Source organism: Kosakonia quasisacchari, assembly GCF_004331415.1.
In the GTDB taxonomy this organism is placed as follows: domain Bacteria; phylum Pseudomonadota; class Gammaproteobacteria; order Enterobacterales; family Enterobacteriaceae; genus Kosakonia; species Kosakonia quasisacchari.
Genome location: NZ_SJOP01000011.1, coordinates 22,919 through 40,151 on the forward strand (window position 1 = coordinate 22,919; position 17,233 = coordinate 40,151).

At 52.7% G+C, this 17,233-nt stretch carries 15 protein-coding genes; 9 read left to right on the forward strand and 6 right to left on the reverse strand.

The features are described 5' to 3' along the window. The first annotated feature begins 22 nt into the window (after nt 1–22). The 8 genes from E0L21_RS13215 to E0L21_RS13250 all read left to right on the forward strand — a co-directional run bounded on the left by E0L21_RS13215 (nt 23) and on the right by E0L21_RS13250 (nt 9,567). Nucleotides 23–1,345, forward strand: coding sequence for an MmgE/PrpD family protein (locus E0L21_RS13215; RefSeq protein ID WP_131410178.1), 1,323 nt, complete (start codon nt 23–25; stop codon nt 1,343–1,345). Nucleotides 1,346–1,357: 12 nt separating this feature from the next. Beyond that, nucleotides 1,358–2,119 carry a sulfite exporter TauE/SafE family protein gene (locus E0L21_RS13220; protein ID WP_131410180.1) on the forward strand — a complete coding sequence of 254 codons (762 nt, stop codon included), beginning with the start codon at nt 1,358–1,360 and terminating at the stop codon, nt 2,117–2,119. Nucleotides 2,120–2,272: 153 nt separating this feature from the next. Beyond that, complete coding sequence (locus E0L21_RS13225; RefSeq protein WP_017456806.1) at nt 2,273–3,319, forward strand: amino acid ABC transporter substrate-binding protein; 1,047 nt, start codon at nt 2,273–2,275, stop codon at nt 3,317–3,319. A 63-nt stretch (nt 3,320–3,382) separates the two neighbouring features. Then, the gene (locus tag E0L21_RS13230) at nt 3,383–4,597 is read left to right on the forward strand and encodes an amino acid ABC transporter permease (protein WP_131410182.1); all 1,215 of its coding nucleotides are present in this window, start codon (nt 3,383–3,385) and stop codon (nt 4,595–4,597) included. 9 nt (nt 4,598–4,606) lie between these two features. Next, nucleotides 4,607–5,674: an amino acid ABC transporter permease gene (locus tag E0L21_RS13235; protein WP_131410184.1), complete on the forward strand. Its 1,068-nt coding sequence runs from the start codon at nt 4,607–4,609 to the stop codon at nt 5,672–5,674. Further along, nucleotides 5,674–6,432 (forward strand): amino acid ABC transporter ATP-binding protein, encoded by a 759-nt coding sequence (locus E0L21_RS13240; RefSeq protein ID WP_131410186.1) that lies wholly within the window; start codon nt 5,674–5,676, stop codon nt 6,430–6,432. The genes E0L21_RS13235 and E0L21_RS13240 overlap by 1 nt, the downstream gene beginning before the upstream one ends. Before the next feature lie 450 nt (nt 6,433–6,882). Next, nucleotides 6,883–8,421 carry a methyl-accepting chemotaxis protein gene (locus E0L21_RS13245; protein ID WP_131410188.1) on the forward strand — a complete coding sequence of 513 codons (1,539 nt, stop codon included), beginning with the start codon at nt 6,883–6,885 and terminating at the stop codon, nt 8,419–8,421. A 57-nt stretch (nt 8,422–8,478) separates the two neighbouring features. Next, a complete protein-coding gene (locus tag E0L21_RS13250; RefSeq protein WP_131410190.1) occupies nt 8,479–9,567 on the forward strand; it encodes a mannuronate-specific alginate lyase in 1,089 nt (362 codons plus the stop codon). Nucleotides 9,568–9,573: 6 nt separating this feature from the next. Here the strand turns inward: E0L21_RS13250 and E0L21_RS13255 are convergent, their stop codons facing one another. From E0L21_RS13255 to E0L21_RS13280, 6 genes are read right to left on the reverse strand one after another with little or no spacing between them, the layout of a single operon-like run. Continuing rightward, complete coding sequence (locus tag E0L21_RS13255) at nt 9,574–10,371, reverse strand: hypothetical protein (protein ID WP_131410192.1); 798 nt, start codon at nt 10,369–10,371, stop codon at nt 9,574–9,576. Nucleotides 10,372–10,420: 49 nt separating this feature from the next. After that, nucleotides 10,421–11,572: an MFS transporter gene (locus E0L21_RS13260; RefSeq protein WP_131410194.1), complete on the reverse strand. Its 1,152-nt coding sequence runs from the start codon at nt 11,570–11,572 to the stop codon at nt 10,421–10,423. 3 nt (nt 11,573–11,575) lie between these two features. Continuing rightward, nucleotides 11,576–12,400 carry a hypothetical protein gene (locus E0L21_RS13265; protein ID WP_131410196.1) on the reverse strand — a complete coding sequence of 275 codons (825 nt, stop codon included), beginning with the start codon at nt 12,398–12,400 and terminating at the stop codon, nt 11,576–11,578. Next, nucleotides 12,387–13,826, reverse strand: a complete 1,440-nt coding sequence (locus E0L21_RS13270) for a radical SAM protein (protein ID WP_131410198.1) — start codon at nt 13,824–13,826, stop codon at nt 12,387–12,389. Before E0L21_RS13270 ends, E0L21_RS13265 begins: the two co-directional genes overlap by 14 nt. After that, a complete protein-coding gene (locus E0L21_RS13275; RefSeq protein WP_131410200.1) occupies nt 13,826–15,100 on the reverse strand; it encodes a glycosyltransferase family 2 protein in 1,275 nt (424 codons plus the stop codon). Before E0L21_RS13275 ends, E0L21_RS13270 begins: the two co-directional genes overlap by 1 nt. A 22-nt stretch (nt 15,101–15,122) precedes the next feature. Next, nucleotides 15,123–16,481 carry a glycosyltransferase family protein gene (locus E0L21_RS13280; protein WP_131410201.1) on the reverse strand — a complete coding sequence of 453 codons (1,359 nt, stop codon included), beginning with the start codon at nt 16,479–16,481 and terminating at the stop codon, nt 15,123–15,125. A gap of 480 nt (nt 16,482–16,961) precedes the next feature. Here E0L21_RS13280 and sra point away from each other — a divergent pair, with 480 nt between their 5' ends. Then, the gene (gene sra / locus E0L21_RS13285) at nt 16,962–17,099 is read left to right on the forward strand and encodes a stationary-phase-induced ribosome-associated protein (RefSeq protein WP_016496058.1); all 138 of its coding nucleotides are present in this window, start codon (nt 16,962–16,964) and stop codon (nt 17,097–17,099) included. The last annotated feature ends 134 nt before the right edge of the window (nt 17,100–17,233 follow it).

Consider the following 17,233-nt stretch of genomic DNA (forward strand, 5'->3'; position numbering starts at 1 on the left):
TTTTTGTACAGGAAATCTGTTCATGACCATTGCCCGACAACTTGCCGGTAATTTACTGGCGTTCTCCCGGCAGGCTTTCCCGCAGGCCGCGTACGCCCTGGCACGTACCGCGATAATCGATACGTTAGGCGTGACGCTTGCTGGCGGTGTGCAGGATGGCTCGCGCAAACTGCGTGCGGTAATCGCCCCTTCTGCCGCGACCGGCAGCAGTCGCGTGTTCGGCACCGATCTCACGTTGAACGCGCTGGATGCCGCCCTGTTAAATGGCGTCTCTTCGCACCTGCTTGATTTTGATGATTCCAACTCCTGGCTGCACGGCCATATTTCTGTCGCCGTTTTGCCCGCGCTGCTGGCGCTGGCGGATGAGCTGGACATTAATGGCGAAGCAGTGTTACGCGCTTATATTACCGGCTATGAAACCGCCGTGCGCATGGGTAAAGCCGTGAGCCCGTTTCAGTACCGTCATGGCTGGCATCCGACCACCACGGTCGGCGTTTTCGCCGGTGTGGCGGCCTGCGCGGTGGCACTCAATCTTAATGAAGAGCAAACCGCAACGGCGCTGGCCATGACCGCTTCACTCGCCAGCGGTATTAAATCGAACTTCGGCACGGAAACCAAAGCCCTGGCGGTCGGTCAGGCGGCGCGCAGCGCGGTGATGGCCTGCAAACTGGCAAAAGAGGGTTTTAGCGCAGGCCCCACCGCGTTTGAGCATCATCAGGGGTATTTCCACGTCTATAACGGCCAGGCGAATGTCGACCCTTTACCGTTAACAGAAAACTGGGATGCAACGCCGTTTATTCTCGATACCGTGAAGAGTAACAATTACAAATACTTCCCATGCTGTTACGCTATTTTGTCGCCGCTGGATGGCGTGCTGGCGCTGCGTGAGGAAACCGGGTTGCAGCCGCATGAGATTGAACATATCGAGGTGAAAGTTCACCCGATCCGCTTCCCGCATATCAATATTCCGCAACCGGAAAACCCGCTGGCGGGTAAATTCAGCCTGCATTATTGCGTGGCGCGTGCGTTTGTCACCGGCACTCTGACGCTGGATGATTTTATCGACGACGCGCGTTTTCAGGATCCGGCGACACAGACCTTAATGCAGAAAGTGACGCTTGAGCGCCATGACGAAGAGATTACACACAGCGCCTTCGTCACGCTGGCGACCGTCGACGGGCGGCAGTTTGCCTTGCGGGTCGCCGGTGCGCGAGGTTCCAGCCCGGCAATCCCACTGCCGGATAACTTGATTGAACAGAAATTTCTTGATTGCGCCAGCCGTATTCTGCCAGCGGCAGAGGCACAAGCGCTGTATCATCGCCTGCTGCAGGATGATTTTCGTTAAACGGATGTGAGCATGACACTGACGTTGATTCCGCCGGAAATTTCCCCGTTATTTGCCGGGGTGATGGTGTTTTGCAGTTTTCTGACATCGGCGCTGACGGCCGCCATGGGCCTCGGCGGCGGCACGGCGCTGCTGGCGATTATGGGGCTGGGGATGCCGGTAAGTAGCCTGATGCCGGTACACGGCATGGTGCAGCTTGGCTCCAACTTCAGCCGGACGCTGATTCAACGTGTCCACGTGGTGTGGCCGCTGGTGCTGTGGTTTTTACTGGGTAGCGCGGTCGGCATTGCCGTTGGCGCACCGGTTGCCGCGGTGATCCCGGACAGCATCGCCCGCATTGCGCTGGGATTGTTTATTCTCTGGTCGGTGCTGCGTAAACGCGGGGAGCAGAAACCGCTGAGCCGTCCGTTGTTTATTCTTGGCGGCGCGGTAAGTAGTCTGGGGACGATGATTGTTGGCGCAACCGGGCCGATGGTCGCCGGGCTTATCAGTTCGCAAGGGCTTAAACGCCAGCCGCTGATTGCCACGCATGCAACCTGCATGGTGTTGCAACACGGGTTAAAGATCCTCGCTTTTGGGCTGATGGGCTTTGCCTGGGCCAACTGGTTACCCGTACTGGCGGCAATGATTATCAGCGGCGCGCTGGGCACCTGGCTGGGAACGCGGGTGCTGGATAACGTACCGGAGCGGCTATTCCGCATACTGTTTCGCATTACCATGATCCTGCTCAGCGCGCAGTTGCTGTGGCAGGGTGTGCAGGGATGGTTGCAATAATTCGTTCGTCAGTTTCTGGATATGCTTTACTGAATTCGTTCTTTGCTAAAGAGGTCATGGATGAGGAACATGTGTGTACAAACGGATATGTTAGTGAAATCAGTAATAAATACAGTTAATTAATTGGATAGCAACTTTTAAAAAGGATCGGTCATGCTCAAAAAATCTCACCTTGCCGCCTCAGCCTTGCTGCTGGCGCTTGGCAGCTTCCTTGCGCCTGCCCAGGCGGAAAATGCGCCTGCTGTTAATGGCGATACCGTGAAAAAAATCAAAGCGCGTGGTGAACTGGTGTGTGGCGTTCACCCTGCCCGTCACGGTTTTGCCGCGATCAACAGCAAAGGCCAGTGGGAAGGTCTCGATGTTGATTTCTGCCGTGCGCTGGCAACCGCAGTGCTGGGCGACGCGTCGAAAGTGCGCTTCACCCCGCTCTCTACCGCACAACGCTTTATGGCGCTGCAGTCTGGCGAAGTAGATGTGCTGTCACGCAATACCACCGCCACGCTGACCAATGACGTGTCGCTCGGCATCAGTTTTGCTCCGCCTAACTTTTACACCGGCACCGGCTTTATGGTGCGCGCCAACAGCGGCGTGAAAAAACTTGAAGATCTCGACGGCGCAACCGTTTGTGTCACGCCAAGCAGTACCGAACGTAACGTCGCGCAGATTTTTGGCTCGCGCAATATTCACTACACGCCAGTGGTTATTGAAAACAACAAAGAGTACGTTGCGGCCTACCTCGCCGGTCGCTGTGATGTGATCGCCCGCGATAAAGTGGCGCTGCCCGGCATCCTGGCGTTCGATACCGACAAACCGCAGGATCATGTGATCCTGCCGGGTATGTACTCCAAAGAGCCGCTGGCGATGGCGGTACGCAAAGGCGACAACCAGTGGTATGACATTGTGAAATGGGTGGTTTATGCCACCTTCGATGCCGAAGAGATGGATGTTAACCAGAGCAATGTCGATGAAAAACTGAAATCCACCGATCCGGATGTCCAGGGCCTGCTGGGTGTCACTGGCGGCTTCGGTCAGAAACTGGGGCTGGATGACAAATGGGTGTACAACATCGTGAAACAGGTGGGCAACTATGGCGATATTTACAACCGCCACTTCGGCCCAAAAAGCGCTGAACCGCTGGATCGCGATTTGAATAATCAATGGAACAAAGGTGGCCTGCTTTACGGTCTGCCGATCCGTTAATCGCCGGGCCGCCTCCGTCTTGCGGGGCGGCCCTTCTCCACTCCTGCCACAGTCGTAATTTTAATGATGAAACAGTCTGACAACTCCGGTGTTCTGGCGTCTGAAGCGACGCGCGAGGCCACCGCGTTTCGCCTTTTCACCTTTTTTGGCAGTAAGTCCGTGCGCAGCGCCTGCTACCAGCTGTTGCTGGCGGCGCTGCTTGTGGGTTTTGGCTACTGGCTTTATAGCAACGTGGTGGAAAACCTGCATGCACAACGTATCTCGACCGGTTTCGGTTTTCTGCACCAGCCTGCGCAGTTCGCCATCGGGGAAACATTAATTCCCTACACCGCGAACGACACCTACACTCGCGCGCTGGTGGTTGGGTTTCTGAACACACTTTATGTGACGCTGTGCGGCATTGTGCTGGCGACACTGCTCGGATTTTTGGTCGGTATTGGTCGGGTTTCCAAAAACTGGTTATTGATGAAAGTGTGCGTCACTTACGTGGAGCTGCTGCGCAATGTCCCGGTGATCCTGCATGTGATCTTCTGGTCAATGGTGATCCGCAACCTGCCCGCGCCGCGCCAGGCGATAGAACTGCCGGGCGGTTTTCTCACCAACCGGGGGTTAACGTTCAGCGTTCCGGCGGCGCACAGCGGCTGGCTATGGACGTTGCTGGCGCTGCTGATTGGCTGTGTGTTAAGCCTGTTCGTTTCATTTCTGGCACGTTACTGGCGCGAGCGACACAGCAAAGTACTGCCAACAGGGCGTATTCGCCTCGCGTTGATTATCGCTCTGCCGCTACTGGTGTGGTGGTTGGCCGGGGCGCCTCATGCGCTGAACAGCCCGGAGCTGCGCGGGTTTAACTTTCGCGGCGGGTTTACCATCAGCCCGGAATTTACCGCATTGTTGCTGGGGATCTCGCTCTACTCGTCTGCCTATATCGCCGAAATTGTTCGCGCAGGCATTCAGTCCGTGCCAAAGGGGCAGCTTGAAGCGGCGCGTGCGCTGTCGTTTTCACCGTGGCATGTCATGCGCCATGTCGTTATTCCACAGGCGATGCGGGTGATGGTGCCGCCCCTGGCAAGCAAGTATGTGAGCCTGGCGAAAAACAGTTCAATAGCCGTGGTAATTGGTTATCCGGAACTGGCGAATATCAGTAACACCATGATGAGCCAGACCGGCCAGGCACTGGAAGCTATTGCCATTATGATGGTGGTGTATCTGGTCATTAGCGGTACCACGTCGCTGTTGATGAACCTGTTTAACCGCTACGTCGCGATTAAAGAGCGCTAAGGAACCGTTATGCAAAACTCTGTGGTTTTTTGGCTGCGTCGCCATTTGTTTAGCAGCATTGCGCAAAGCGTGTTGACGCTGCTGTTGTTAATTGTGCTGGCGCTGGTGGGGTCAACGATCCTGCGCTGGGCGGTGATTGATGCAGTTGGTTTTAGTGGTACGGCAGAGCAATGCCGGGCGGCGGCCGGTGCCTGCTGGGCAGTGATAGGTGAGAAATATCGCCCGATCCTCTTTGGGCTCTATCCCTATGATGAGCAGTGGCGTGCCGCACTGGCGGTGCTGGTGTGGTTTGTCACCGTTGGTCTTTCTCTGTCGCCGATGTGCTGGCACTCGCGTCTGTTGTGGCCACTATGGATAGTCTCGCTGGTTGTCATGTCGGTGCTGATGAGCGGTGGCGTATTCGGGCTGCCTGCTGTCTCTTCTGCGGACTGGGGTGGTTTGCCGCTAACGCTGCTGCTCTTTTCCGGGACGGTGATTATCGGCATGCCGGTGTCGGTGGTGCTGGCACTGGGCCGCCGCTCCCCGCTGCCGTTTTTGCGCGGTTTGTCGGTAGTGTTTATTGAAGGGTTACGCGGCGTGCCGTTGATCACGATCTTGTTTGTCGCCGTGAATGTCTTTCCGCTGTTTTTGCCGGCCGGGATGGAAGTCAACAAGCTGCTGCGGGTGATTATTGGTATCGCTCTGTTCTTTGCCTGCTACCAGGCTGAAGTGATCCGTGGCGGTTTGCAGGCCGTGCCGCGCGGCCAGTATGAAGCGGCGGCGGTGCTGAATCTGGGCTACTGGCATACCACCACCAAAATTGTGTTGCCGCAGGCGCTGCGCATCTGTCTGCCGGCAGTGACCAACCATATTATTGCGGCGATGAAGAACTCATCATTCGTGATCATTATCGGCTTGTTCGATGTGCTGACGGCCACCACCGCAGTGATGCAGGATCCCGTATGGCGTCGTTACTACATCGAAACCTACGTTTTTATCGCCTGCCTGTATTTACTGTTTGGCTTTTCGCTTTCCCGTTATGCGGTGTGGGTCGAAGGGCGTATCGATGAACGCCGCAACCCTGAAGGAGTATCCTGATGCAAACCACTACCCCCGCGCACGACGCGATCATTCAAATGACCTCCGTCAGCAAATGGTACGGGAAATTTCAGGTGCTGGATGATGTCTCGCTCAGCGTTAAAAAAGGCGAACGCGTGGTGATTTGCGGCCCATCCGGTTCCGGCAAATCCACGCTTATCCGCTGCATTAACCGGCTGGAAGAGCACCAGAAAGGTCAGATTCTGGTGAACGGTATCGAAATGAACGACAACGTGCGCAACATCAGCCGCATTCGTTTGAGCATCGGGATGCTGTTTCAGCAATTTAACCTGTTCCCGCATTTAAGCGTGCTGGATAACCTGATAATCGGCCCAACGCTGGTGCGCAAGATGAGCCGCCCGCAGGCAACGGAGCTGGCGATGCACTATCTGGAAAAAGTGCAGATCGCCAATCAGGCGCATAAGTTCCCGCTGCAGCTCTCCGGCGGTCAGCAGCAGCGCGTGGCGATTGCCCGCGCGCTCTGTATGCAACCGGAGATTATGCTGTTTGACGAGCCAACCTCAGCGCTGGACCCGGAAATGATCAAAGAAGTGCTGGATGTGATGCTGGATCTGGCGGACAGCGGCATGACGATGATTGTGGTGACTCACGAAATGGGCTTTGCCCGCACCGTGGCGGATAACGTGATTTTGATGGCCGACGGGCGCATCGTTGAGTCTGCGCCGCCGGAAACGTTCTTCACCCAGCCTGCGCATCCGCGCACTCGCCAGTTCCTCGACCAAATCCTCAGCCATTAATCGTTATGCGGCGGGTTTCCGCCGCCCTACTGCCCGCAATAAATATTCTGCACCATCGATAATAACCATAAATAGAATAATGTTATTGTCCTTTTCTTATACTTGAGACTTTATCTAAAAGTAAAAATGCTAGCCTGAGATGTTAATGTTTCTATTTTTGATCGTCTATTTATTCGCCTTTACTGCATCACCGGCTATTAATTTGACTTAAGAATGTACTTATAACTGGTTTGTTTTTATGTCGTCATTTTTCTTTCGCAAAATCATAACAATATTTATAAATTGAGTCGTAAGTATGACTAAAAAAATATTTAACGCAGCTACTTTCCGTTGCCGATAACTTTGTGGAGAATGCTCAGGTAATAACAAAAACTCACTGGCCGGTAAATTATAAAAACACCTATTACCGCGTCAGCAATTTATTGATCGCGGTACATTACGGGGTTTTTCATGAAGCGTAACACTCCTGTTACACAGAAAGAGTATTTGCTTAACGATGGGGCGACGTTGTTGTCGACCACAAATACGCACAGCCATATTACTTATGCCAATACGGCATTTATTGACGCCAGCGGATTTACCGAAGATCAGTTGATGAGTGAAGCGCACAATATTATTCGCCATCCCGATATGCCTCCCGCCGCTTTTGGCGATATGTGGTTTACCATCCAACAAGGTGATAGCTGGACCGGGATGGTGAAGAACCGCCGGCAGAATGGCGATCACTACTGGGTGCGCGCCAACGTAACACCTGTTTATCAGCAAGGAGCGTTGACCGGTTATATCTCGGTGCGGAATATTCCACAACGTGAAGAAATTGACGCCAGCGCTGCACTTTATGATCGGGTGAATGAAAACAAACTTAAAGGCTTCCGTTTTTATAAAGGTTTAGTGGTTCGCCGAGGGTTATTTTCTTTCCTCTCACTTTTTCAGCGGATTAGTGTTTCAAAACGCATTAATATGGGCACGATTATTACCGCTGCTCTCTTAGTGGTATTGCAGTTTGTTCCATTTAATGCTGCGGAAAAAGCCGGTGTGACAGTCATTATATTGGGGTTGCTTTCCATTTTTTTGCAGAGCCAAATATCACGCCCGCTGAAGATAGTTTTGTCACAAATGCAAAAAGTAGTATCCGGACGCAAAGCCGACTATCACCATTTTAACCGCGTGGATGAAATCGGTTTGTTGATGCGCCTGGTAAACCAGTCCGGGTTAAATCTTAACTCGCTGGTTGGCGATGTTTCCGCGCAAATAAAAGGGATTCGCGTTATTAGCGGACGCATTTCCAGCGAAGGCGACTCCCTGCGTCAACGCACGGAAGAGACCTCCGGCGATCTGCACCAGACCGCGGCGGCCGTTGAAGAGATCGCCAGTGCGGTCAGGCAAACGGCGGAAACCGCAACAGAAGCGATGACGCGCGCGGATGAGACCAGCGCCAGCGCGATGGAAAGCGGTGATGTGATGAAAAAGACCATTACCATGATGCAGGCTGTTTCGGCGGACAATAATAAAATCGTCGACATTATTGGCGTCATCGACAGTATCGCATTCCAGACCAATATTCTGGCGCTGAACGCGGCGGTGGAAGCGGCGCGTGCCGGTGAGTCCGGGCGCGGATTTGCAGTGGTAGCGGCGGAAGTGCGTAATCTTGCGCAACACTCCGCGTCTGCCGCGCGTGAAATTCAGACGCTTATCGAACACAACGTGGCTAACGTGAAGAGCGGTGTTGAGATGGTCGCGAACACCGAAACGCACCTTACGGCGATGATCGACAGTGTGATCAATATGTCGGCGATGATCAAAGAGATCGGTATCGCCACCCATGAACAAACGCAGGCACTCGAGCTGATTAACCAGTCCGTTTCGCGTATCGGCACCATGACGCACAACAACACCGGGATGGTGGAACATGTCACCAGCGCGGCGGAAGATCTCTCTGAACGCGCCGCCCGTCTGCATCGCGCGGTGCATGTTTTTGGCGGTAGCTGATTGCCCCAAACACCATGCTATAGTGCTGCTCCCCGATCGCGGAAAACAGGACATAGCATGGTGTTTCTCAGAGCAGTGCTGATCTTCATCCTTTCGGCAGCAGCCCATGGCGCTGATAGCCTTTCTCCTCCCGCCGGGTTTATGCAACTGCCGGAACCCCATCAGCAAACAGCAAAATCGGTTAACTGCCCCACTGCACCTGGCCCTTTTACTGGCGAGCTGGACTTTCACAGCAAATATGAAGGCTCCGACAGCGCGCGTGCCACGCTCAACCCTGAGGCAGATGCTGCTTTTCGCCAGCAAACAAAACCGATTACCGATATGGAACGCTTTGTCAGCCGCCTGGTCAGCGCCTGGGCGCAAAGTGGAAACCCATCGAATGTCGCCTGTGTGGTTAACGCCCTGGCGGACTGGGCCAGCGCGGGCGCGTTAACAGGCGATGCGAAAAACCATACCGGCAGATCAATGCGTAAATGGGCGCTGGCCACCTTCTCTTCTGCCTGGCTGCAGTTGCAATATTCGCCTCAGCATCCACTGCGCGCGTATCCGGCTCAGCAGGCAAATATTGAGCGCTGGCTGAGTACACTGGGCGATTTAACGGTTAATGAGTGGCATGATTTACCGCTGGATAAAGTCAATAACCACAGCTACTGGGCGGCCTGGGCCATTATGGCAACGGCAGTAGTCACTCAGCGGCGCGATCTGTTTACTGACGCGCTGGATATTTACCGCACGGCGATGCAGCAAATTGATCAGGAAGGTTTTTTACCCAACGAACTGCGCCGTCGTCAGCGGGCGTTTTCTTACCACAATTACGCTATCCAGCCGCTGGTGATGATTGCGCTGTTCGCCCGTGCGAACGGTGTCGATCCAAAGGCAGAAAATCACCACGCGCTGCGACGTCTGGGTGACCAGGTGATTAGTGGGTTAGCCGATGCGCAGCCGTTTGCGCAAAAAACGGGCGTTACGCAGGATGTGTCGTTTTTACAGCACCCGACCAATCTGGCCTGGCTTGAAGGTTGGTGCCAGCTTTATACCTGTGATGATGCGCTGCGCCAGCATATTGTGCGCCTGCGCCCGCTGCAAAACACCCGTCTGGGCGGTGATCTGACCCATTTAATGGCCGCCACCGCCAGACAGGAGTAAGTGGAGTTAGCCTGCGTTTCCGGCTATCGCCAGATAGTCCGTGTAGAGCTGTGGCGCACCGGAAAACGAAGCGAGCGTGCGCCACTCGTCATACATGCGTTCCGTATCCTGATGCGCGGCGACAAAGGCCAGTGATTTTTCCGTGGACACATCCAGCCCCGGATGAAAGGCGTTCAGCGACGCCAGACTTTCGATTTCCAGCATCACCGCATACTGATCGAGGCGATTACCGCCCTGACCTTTCAGCATGTGGAATTTCCAGCCAGGGTAATCCTCGACGCGGTGGATATTATCGGTAATGAATTTTTCGAAGGTCTGCGGTAGTACACCCGCGCGCAGTGCGAGATTGTGGAAACCAACGACGCGCGACACCGTTTCTTGCCCGGCTTTGGCCTGGTAGTTTGGCCCGTCCGGCAGGGAGCTATTTCTATTTTCCGCTACCAGGGAGTAGGTGGTGAAAATGGTCGGCAGTTCGGCAAACGTTGCGAAGGTTTTCCATTCAGCAATCAGCGCCAGTGCCTGCGGGTGCTGCTGCCAGAAGCGTTGCGCTTCGGCGGTCTGTTCTCCACTGACCGTCACATAGCGGGCGTACTGCTCCGCATCTGGTGCTTCGTACAGCATCAGATACTCGTTTTCTCGCTCGCCGCGCAAACCTTTAAGCAACGTCCAGCGCCAGCCCGGATACGCCGGGATCTGCGCGCCGCGCTCGCGGGCGAAGTGTTCAAAATCTCCTGCCGTTACCCCTTTTTTCAGGTTGAGGCCAATGTAATGCACGCTAAAAACAGCATGGGATGGGTTATTCATAAAGACTCCTTTCTTCGTACCGTTGACATAACACGGACACGTCCGTGAATTAGTGGATAATTTTGCGCGCCAGCAGGCTAACCAGCAGCAGGAGCGCAATGCCGGCGCTGAAAACCGCGCTCAGGCTGTAATGTTGAGCCATGGCGCCAATCAGCGCCGGGCCGCTTAACAACCCCGCATAGCCGAATAACGTGACGGCAGGAAGCGCAAAGTGCGACGGCACGCCGGGCTGGTTCCCTGCGCCTGAGAAGAGCACCGGTACAATGTTCGCCAGCCCCGCGCCGACCAGCACAAACCCGGCAAGCGAAAGCATGGCGTTATGCAATGAAACAATGGTCAGCAACCCCGCAGCAGCACACACACCGCCGAAAATCAGCACACGCACGTTGCCATAAGTGTTAATAAGGCGATCGCCATATAGCCGCCCCAGCGCGACGGCAATGGAATAGAGCGTAAAGCCCAAACCCGCCTGCTGCGCTGGCATCTGCCGTTCGCTGTGCAGAAATACGGCGGACCAGTCCAGCATTGCGCCTTCGATCAGAAAGATAAAAAAACAGACAATGGCGATGAAAAGCACACCCGGATGCGCCAGCGTTCGCAGCAGGCTCCCCTTCGCGCCACTCTGTTGCGGACGTCTGGCTAATAAATGGCTCGATGCGGCCAGCGCGATAACCAAAATCAGCAGCGCAATCAGCGAAATGGCGTGTCGCGGCGCGACATTTGCCCACAACAGCACGCTGACGCTTCCGGCACCCGCAATGCAACCCAGACTATAAAAGCTATGAAACCCGGCCATTCTTGTCTGCCCGGATTCGCGCTCAACCACCACCGCCTGGCTGTTCATTGACACATCGAGCAGGCCATTCGCCGCGCCGAAAAAGAGCAGAACGCCGCCCATCACGACCGGGGAATGGATAAGCAACATCAATGGCAGATCGAGACACAACACCAGTGCGCAGCAGAGGATCACCGCTCGACAGCCAAACCGGTTGATTAAACTGCCACTGAACGGCATCGCCAGCATTGACCCTGCGGCAATACAAAACAGCAGCAAACCGAGCGCGCCATCATCAACGTGCAACGTTGCTTTCACCAACGGGATTAGCGGTGCCCATGCGGAGACCGCCAGACCGGCGATGAAAAAAATCGCGCGCGTCGCATGCTGTGCCCCGGTGTTGGTTGTCGGGAATGGATTTGTCATTACCTACACTCCTTTGCCGTCCCCGCAGCTCTGGCTTTCGGCCACGGCCAGATAATCGGTGTAGATTTGCGGCGAACCGGAGAAGGAAGCGAGCTGTTTCCACTCCTCATACATCTGCTTGGTGTCCCGGTGAGCCTTCGCGAAAATGGCTGCCTGGTCGGTGGCGATATCCGGTTCGGGATAAAAGACATCGAGCGCCGCAAGGCTTGCTATTTCCATCATCACCACATATTGATCCAACCGGTTGCCGCGCTCGCCTTTCAGCAAGCGGAATTTCCAGTCCGGGTAGTCTTCAATGCGTTGGTAATTTTCAGCGATAAAGGTCTCGAAGGTCGCAGCCTCGACATCCGGGCGTAGCGCCAGGTTATGAATGCCAATGACTCTGGCTTCCGGTGCTTCTCCCGGCCGTTCGCGATAGCGCGGCCCATCCGTCACGGTGCTTTTTTTGTTCTCCGCCAGCAGCCGATAATCGGTGTAGAGCGTCGGTAGCGCGCTGAATGTTCCCAATTGTTGCCATTCGCGCAGCAATGGTTGGGCGTGCGGGCGATCGCGCCAGAACTGACGCGCCAGCTCGGTAAGATTGCCGTCCTCGCGTTGATAACGATCGCGCATTCCGGCGTTTTCGATTTCATACAACATCAGAAATTGCCCGGCGCGCTCTCCCCGCAGTCCACGCAGTAACGTCCAGCGCCAGCCGGGATAACAGGGGAGCAAGCACCCTTTCTCGCGAACAAACTGCTCAAATTGTTCATTGGTGACACCGGCTTCGGTGTCAATTGCGATGTAATAAAGGCTAAAAACCGGTGCGGATGCGTCAGTGTGTTTCATGCGCAAGCTCCATGGTGAATTGGGTATTAATGATCGCTTCCACTAACGTGACACCGTTTGGCGTGAGCGTGACGTCATCGCCATTCACGGTGATGAGCGCTTTTTGCGTTAACGTCTCTAACGCGCGGTGAATCACCGGGTTGTTGAAAAAACTGCGACCATCAAAGCGCTGGCGGAATTCGCTATCGTTGACCGGACACAGGGTAGAGAGCGCCATTTTGAAGGCGTTAACTTCACGCAGGATGGGTGAAAAACCCCGCTGCGATTCAATGGGTAAGCGCCCTTCTTCCAGCGACTGGGAGTAGCGCTTGTAATCCGTGATGTTGATAGCCTCCGACTGCCTACATTTCGAACTGCCGCCAAGGCCAATCGCCACTTCCGGATACTGCTTATCAAGGTCGGTAATCAACCCTTTCCACTTCTCCGCAGGCTGCATGCGCTGATGGAAATACATGGTGGGATGCTCGATGTAATCATCGGCGAAGTAGCGCTCTATCAGTTCACGCATCTGGTACTGCTTACCCAGCCCTGGAAAAGCGCTGTTCGCTCCTTTTTTTTGCCACAGGCTCTGGCGCTGCCCCGATACACCGGTGCGCTGTTTCATAAATTCCGCCATATGCAGCTTTGTGCAGACGACATGAGAAAGCGCCAGTTCACGGCATTTCTCCATATCAAATTTCACATCATCGACACTTTGCCCAGGCAGGCCGTAGATTAGATCCACGCTTATCCAGTCGAAACCGACTTCGCGCGCGTTTGCTATCGTCTCTTCACAGGTTTCCGCGCTATGTTTACGTCCGCAGGCCTCGATAAGCTGGTTATTGAACGACTGGACGCCAAAACTGATTTTGCTGAAACCCAGCGTTTTGAGCAGTTGCAGATAGGATTTTGTCAGCGTTGCGGGTTCCCCTTCAAAGCGCAACGTAGCGGCAGAAAAATTGAAATTCTGCTGGTAAAACGCAATCAGACGCCGAAGTTCCGCTTCCGGCAGCAACGACGGTGTGCCGCCGAAAACGTTAAATTCGCCCACTTCTGCGTGGGCAAGCGCGGGCACGTTTTGCAGCCACAATTTGGCTTCCTGAATATTTTGATCCACGACCCGGTGAAAAACGGCCCGCGAGGGGGCGCTCTGCGGATTAATGATGATGGTCGGGAACTGGCAGAAATGGCAGCGGTAGCGACACGTTGGAATCGACGCCCAGAGATGGATCTGCGTTGCCTGTTTGATGTCGTGTTCCATCTCCCGGAAAAAGGCATCCTGCGGATGATCTTTGATGTCGCCAGGGAACACATGGCAACCAAAAGGATCCCGGTAGACATACTCCAGTAAGGTGCGGTTTTCTTGCGCCGCCAGAAAATCGAACACGCGCGGCACCGGGTAGTGCGGGTCGAGATCGTTCAATGAGTCCAGAAGAGCGTTGTTCATCAGAATACGCCCCCGTTGGCAAAGTAGTTATGCGCCATGCCGGACTCGCGATCCTCACAGAAATAGCCAACGAAACGCTGGAAATCACTCTCCTTAACCTCGTCAAAACAGGCTGGCAGTGGCGGTGGAAAACCAATATCTTCGCCTATTGCGCGGCGCATGGCGCTGAAAATTTCGTCGCGAAACTCGAAATAGAGCCGGTAAGCGGGCGTTTTATAGGCGTGGATGGGCGTGAAATCGATAATGCGCGTTTCGTGTTTGATGGCCTCAATGCGCCGGAACAGACGATCGGCTACCACCGCACCGAAGAAGTCACGTACGGCCTCGCTATCCAACAGTAGGTGCGGGTTGAGCAATACCGGCAGCACAATGTTTTTCGGCACGTAATCTTTGATGGAGTAGTGCCAGGCCTGTAATGACTGCGCTGGTGTCGTGTCGCTCAGCGAGATTTGCTGCCCCCCTTGCGGGCGGACATCTTTCATGATGATGATGCCATCTTGCCCGTAGGCGATACCGGTTATCACTTCCTGCAGAATGGTGTCCACGCGGCGGCTGTTGATTTCTACATGGGAGTCTCTGGCATACACCGGTTTTCCGCCTGCGGCGATCACCCGGATACCGAAATCCCAGTCGTCAGAAAGGTGCTCGACAAACCGCCTGTTATTGAGTTGATAAAAAATCTCAATGCCGCCAACTTTGTCGTACATCGCGCGCTCAACGGCAAAACCTTTGCCATCCGGGAAGCCGCCAAACAGCGAGAATGAGACATCGCGGCAGCGCAGCGTTTTCTGGATCTCCGCAAACAGATTCGGGCGCAGACGGAAGTCGTTTTCGTTGTAGTAGTAATTACAGGTGCCTAAGTCCCCTGCTTCCTCGATCATTTTTTCAATCAGCGTGTGCAGCCACCAGCTTTCCACGGTGCAGTCCGCATCGGCCGAAACGATATAGTGCTTTCGGTCTACGCCAAGGCGTTTGTCGCGCGCTTTTGAACGCAGCGATGCGTAGTCCATTCCGCATTTTCGCGCGGAGGAAACACCCTGCGTGATTTCCTTAATGATATGAATATCCATTGTCGGATTGAGTTGATGAAAATCATGTATCTGCGCCACTGAATCATCGGTGGAATTATTATCCACCACGATTAGCTCCCAGTTATCATGCGTCAGCATGTTGTTACGCGTTCTTTGATTAAGTAATGAGATAAGCACGGAATTAATTCTGTCGCTCTCGTTATAAACGGGTAAAACAATGGAAACATAAACATTGTTACGCATATATACTCTCCCTGAGTATTCATTAAGACTCAATGCTCTTACTGCTAAGTATTTTCTTACCAATAAGAAAGTTTTGATAAGCCATTTCTGACATTAACGTTTTGTTGGTGATGAGTTTATAAACACTGAGAATAAACTCATCGTCCGGCAAATCATCTTTCTCAGCTGAAATATCCATAATTGGCGCAAAGAATCCATATTGCCCATAGACTTCGTCATAATATTCGTACCGTGTGGAAATGTAACAGCGTCGATGACTGATCGCTTCACCGATTGGATTTCCATAACTGTCGTAATCCCACGACGTCAGAAAAGAGACGACATCACACGAGTAATATAAATCTTCAATGGTGTAGGTGTTCATGCCCGGTGGCATATAACCATGTTGCAACCAACCAATAAAATGTATGAACGGTTCAGTCTGTAATTTCCTGGATAAGTCAACCAGCGAACGATAACACTCTGGTGCTTCATGGGGATCGCCTGCGATAACAAGAAATACTCGCCCCTCAAGACCGTGTTGCTGAAAAAGTCGGTTAAGCCTTGATACCAGGTAAATATCACGATCAAGCCGTTTTTGTGGGATAAGACGCGTGGTTCGGGCAATCAATATATCATTACAACCAATACCAAGGCTGCGTCTCATGTCACTATGGCTTCGCGCCTCGGTAAAATTATAAGCGTTCTTTTTAACTTTAATTTCAACGACATGGTCACACCACTCTTCAAGTTTCTCTTTCAAATCCTCATTAAGGGTAAAGTACGTTATATAGCGAGATTTTATGGGTTTGATAGCATAAGGGTATGGATAAGCACCATACTTCATCACTGTTTTTTCGCTGTTCCACATTAAATCATGGTCGCGCCAGGTAACGAATTGCTCTAAATCATAGCGTTTTCCATATGCATCGATCGCAATATATAGAGATTTTGTATAAATAATATTTTCCGGAAGCGTACCGTTTTCAACGAAAACAGTGCCGATATTGAGTTGCTCCCACTGTCGCACGATTTTTTTGGCCAGTTGGCACGCAGTTTTATCAATAACAGACAGTATTCTTTCACGTTCCGTCGATGAAACAGATATTTTTTGGCTAATCAATACATTATGTGAGTACTCGATAAAACGGGTGTTGTAATCAGGTAGGCTGGTAATGTCATTTATTCGGACAAGTGTAAACCCACCTTTATATATCGCATTCTCCCATTCATATGGTTTATTGAACTTTCCCTTATCTATTTTGATGTCGTAACCAAGATCAAGATAAGGTTTAATTCCCTTGTGTACTAACTCTTGTGCCGTTTTGAATGCTTCAACAGTGATACCTGAAAAAGCAACAGCATCAAAAGAAATAAAAATCGCACCATTTCTAACGTCCATGGAATTACCTCTTTCTCATTACGAAGATATTTTTTAATTATTCCATTGGTGCTAAGAAAAGCATATTACGGCCTGGGATTAAAGAGGTCGACATCGCAATATTAAAGATAATCTCGTTTTTTTACTTTTCGTCACACAAAAAAGCGAAATGATGTTTCATCCTTAATATATCACTTTAATTATTGTAACCGTTGAGTAACTACGCGATGGCGCTTAAGCTGAAGAATATTCTACTTTAATTGAGGTTGTTCGGAGTATTTACTCGCAAACCCTATGGTCTGCAGGAATTAAATCTGTTAGGGATGCTCTTATATTTATTGCTATAAAGCCTAAAGGTAACTTTTCTTATTGCACTTTGTGCTGTGATGTCCGAGGATAACAGTTCGGTATGTTTTTTGTACCGCGCAATGATGAGATTGAATTTCGCCCGGTCAGTCGCCGGGCTTGTCCTTGAAACATGAACTGGATTAAGGAGTAAGCATGAAATCGAACCGTCAGGCACGTCATCTAATGGGGCTGGATTACAAAGTGTCGAACACCCGTAAAGTTGTCACGAAAGACAACCAGGAAGAGACGGTGGTCACTCACCGTTCCGGGCGTCATCGCCGCGCAGGCTGATTTTTCCACCCTCACCACCCCATTCGGGGTGGTGTTTTGTCCCCCTCTCCTTGTTATTGCTAAAAATTCAATCAACGAATACTGCGATCAAGAAGTATTTGCTGAAGCGATGCTTTATACTTTCGCCCGCCGCT

Coding starts and splice junctions, on each gene's coding strand:
- E0L21_RS13215 (WP_131410178.1), top strand. CDS start 23: ATGACCATTGCCCGACAACTTGCCGGTAATTTACTGGCGTTCTCCCGG.
- E0L21_RS13220 (WP_131410180.1), top strand. CDS start 1,358: ATGACACTGACGTTGATTCCGCCGGAAATTTCCCCGTTATTTGCCGGG.
- E0L21_RS13225 (WP_017456806.1), top strand. CDS start 2,273: ATGCTCAAAAAATCTCACCTTGCCGCCTCAGCCTTGCTGCTGGCGCTT.
- E0L21_RS13230 (WP_131410182.1), top strand. CDS start 3,383: ATGATGAAACAGTCTGACAACTCCGGTGTTCTGGCGTCTGAAGCGACG.
- E0L21_RS13235 (WP_131410184.1), top strand. CDS start 4,607: ATGCAAAACTCTGTGGTTTTTTGGCTGCGTCGCCATTTGTTTAGCAGC.
- E0L21_RS13240 (WP_131410186.1), top strand. CDS start 5,674: ATGCAAACCACTACCCCCGCGCACGACGCGATCATTCAAATGACCTCC.
- E0L21_RS13245 (WP_131410188.1), top strand. CDS start 6,883: ATGAAGCGTAACACTCCTGTTACACAGAAAGAGTATTTGCTTAACGAT.
- E0L21_RS13250 (WP_131410190.1), top strand. CDS start 8,479: ATGGTGTTTCTCAGAGCAGTGCTGATCTTCATCCTTTCGGCAGCAGCC.
- E0L21_RS13255 (WP_131410192.1), bottom strand. CDS start 10,371: ATGAATAACCCATCCCATGCTGTTTTTAGCGTGCATTACATTGGCCTC.
- E0L21_RS13260 (WP_131410194.1), bottom strand. CDS start 11,572: ATGACAAATCCATTCCCGACAACCAACACCGGGGCACAGCATGCGACG.
- E0L21_RS13265 (WP_131410196.1), bottom strand. CDS start 12,400: ATGAAACACACTGACGCATCCGCACCGGTTTTTAGCCTTTATTACATC.
- E0L21_RS13270 (WP_131410198.1), bottom strand. CDS start 13,826: ATGAACAACGCTCTTCTGGACTCATTGAACGATCTCGACCCGCACTAC.
- E0L21_RS13275 (WP_131410200.1), bottom strand. CDS start 15,100: ATGCGTAACAATGTTTATGTTTCCATTGTTTTACCCGTTTATAACGAG.
- E0L21_RS13280 (WP_131410201.1), bottom strand. CDS start 16,481: ATGGACGTTAGAAATGGTGCGATTTTTATTTCTTTTGATGCTGTTGCT.
- sra (WP_016496058.1), top strand. CDS start 16,962: ATGAAATCGAACCGTCAGGCACGTCATCTAATGGGGCTGGATTACAAA.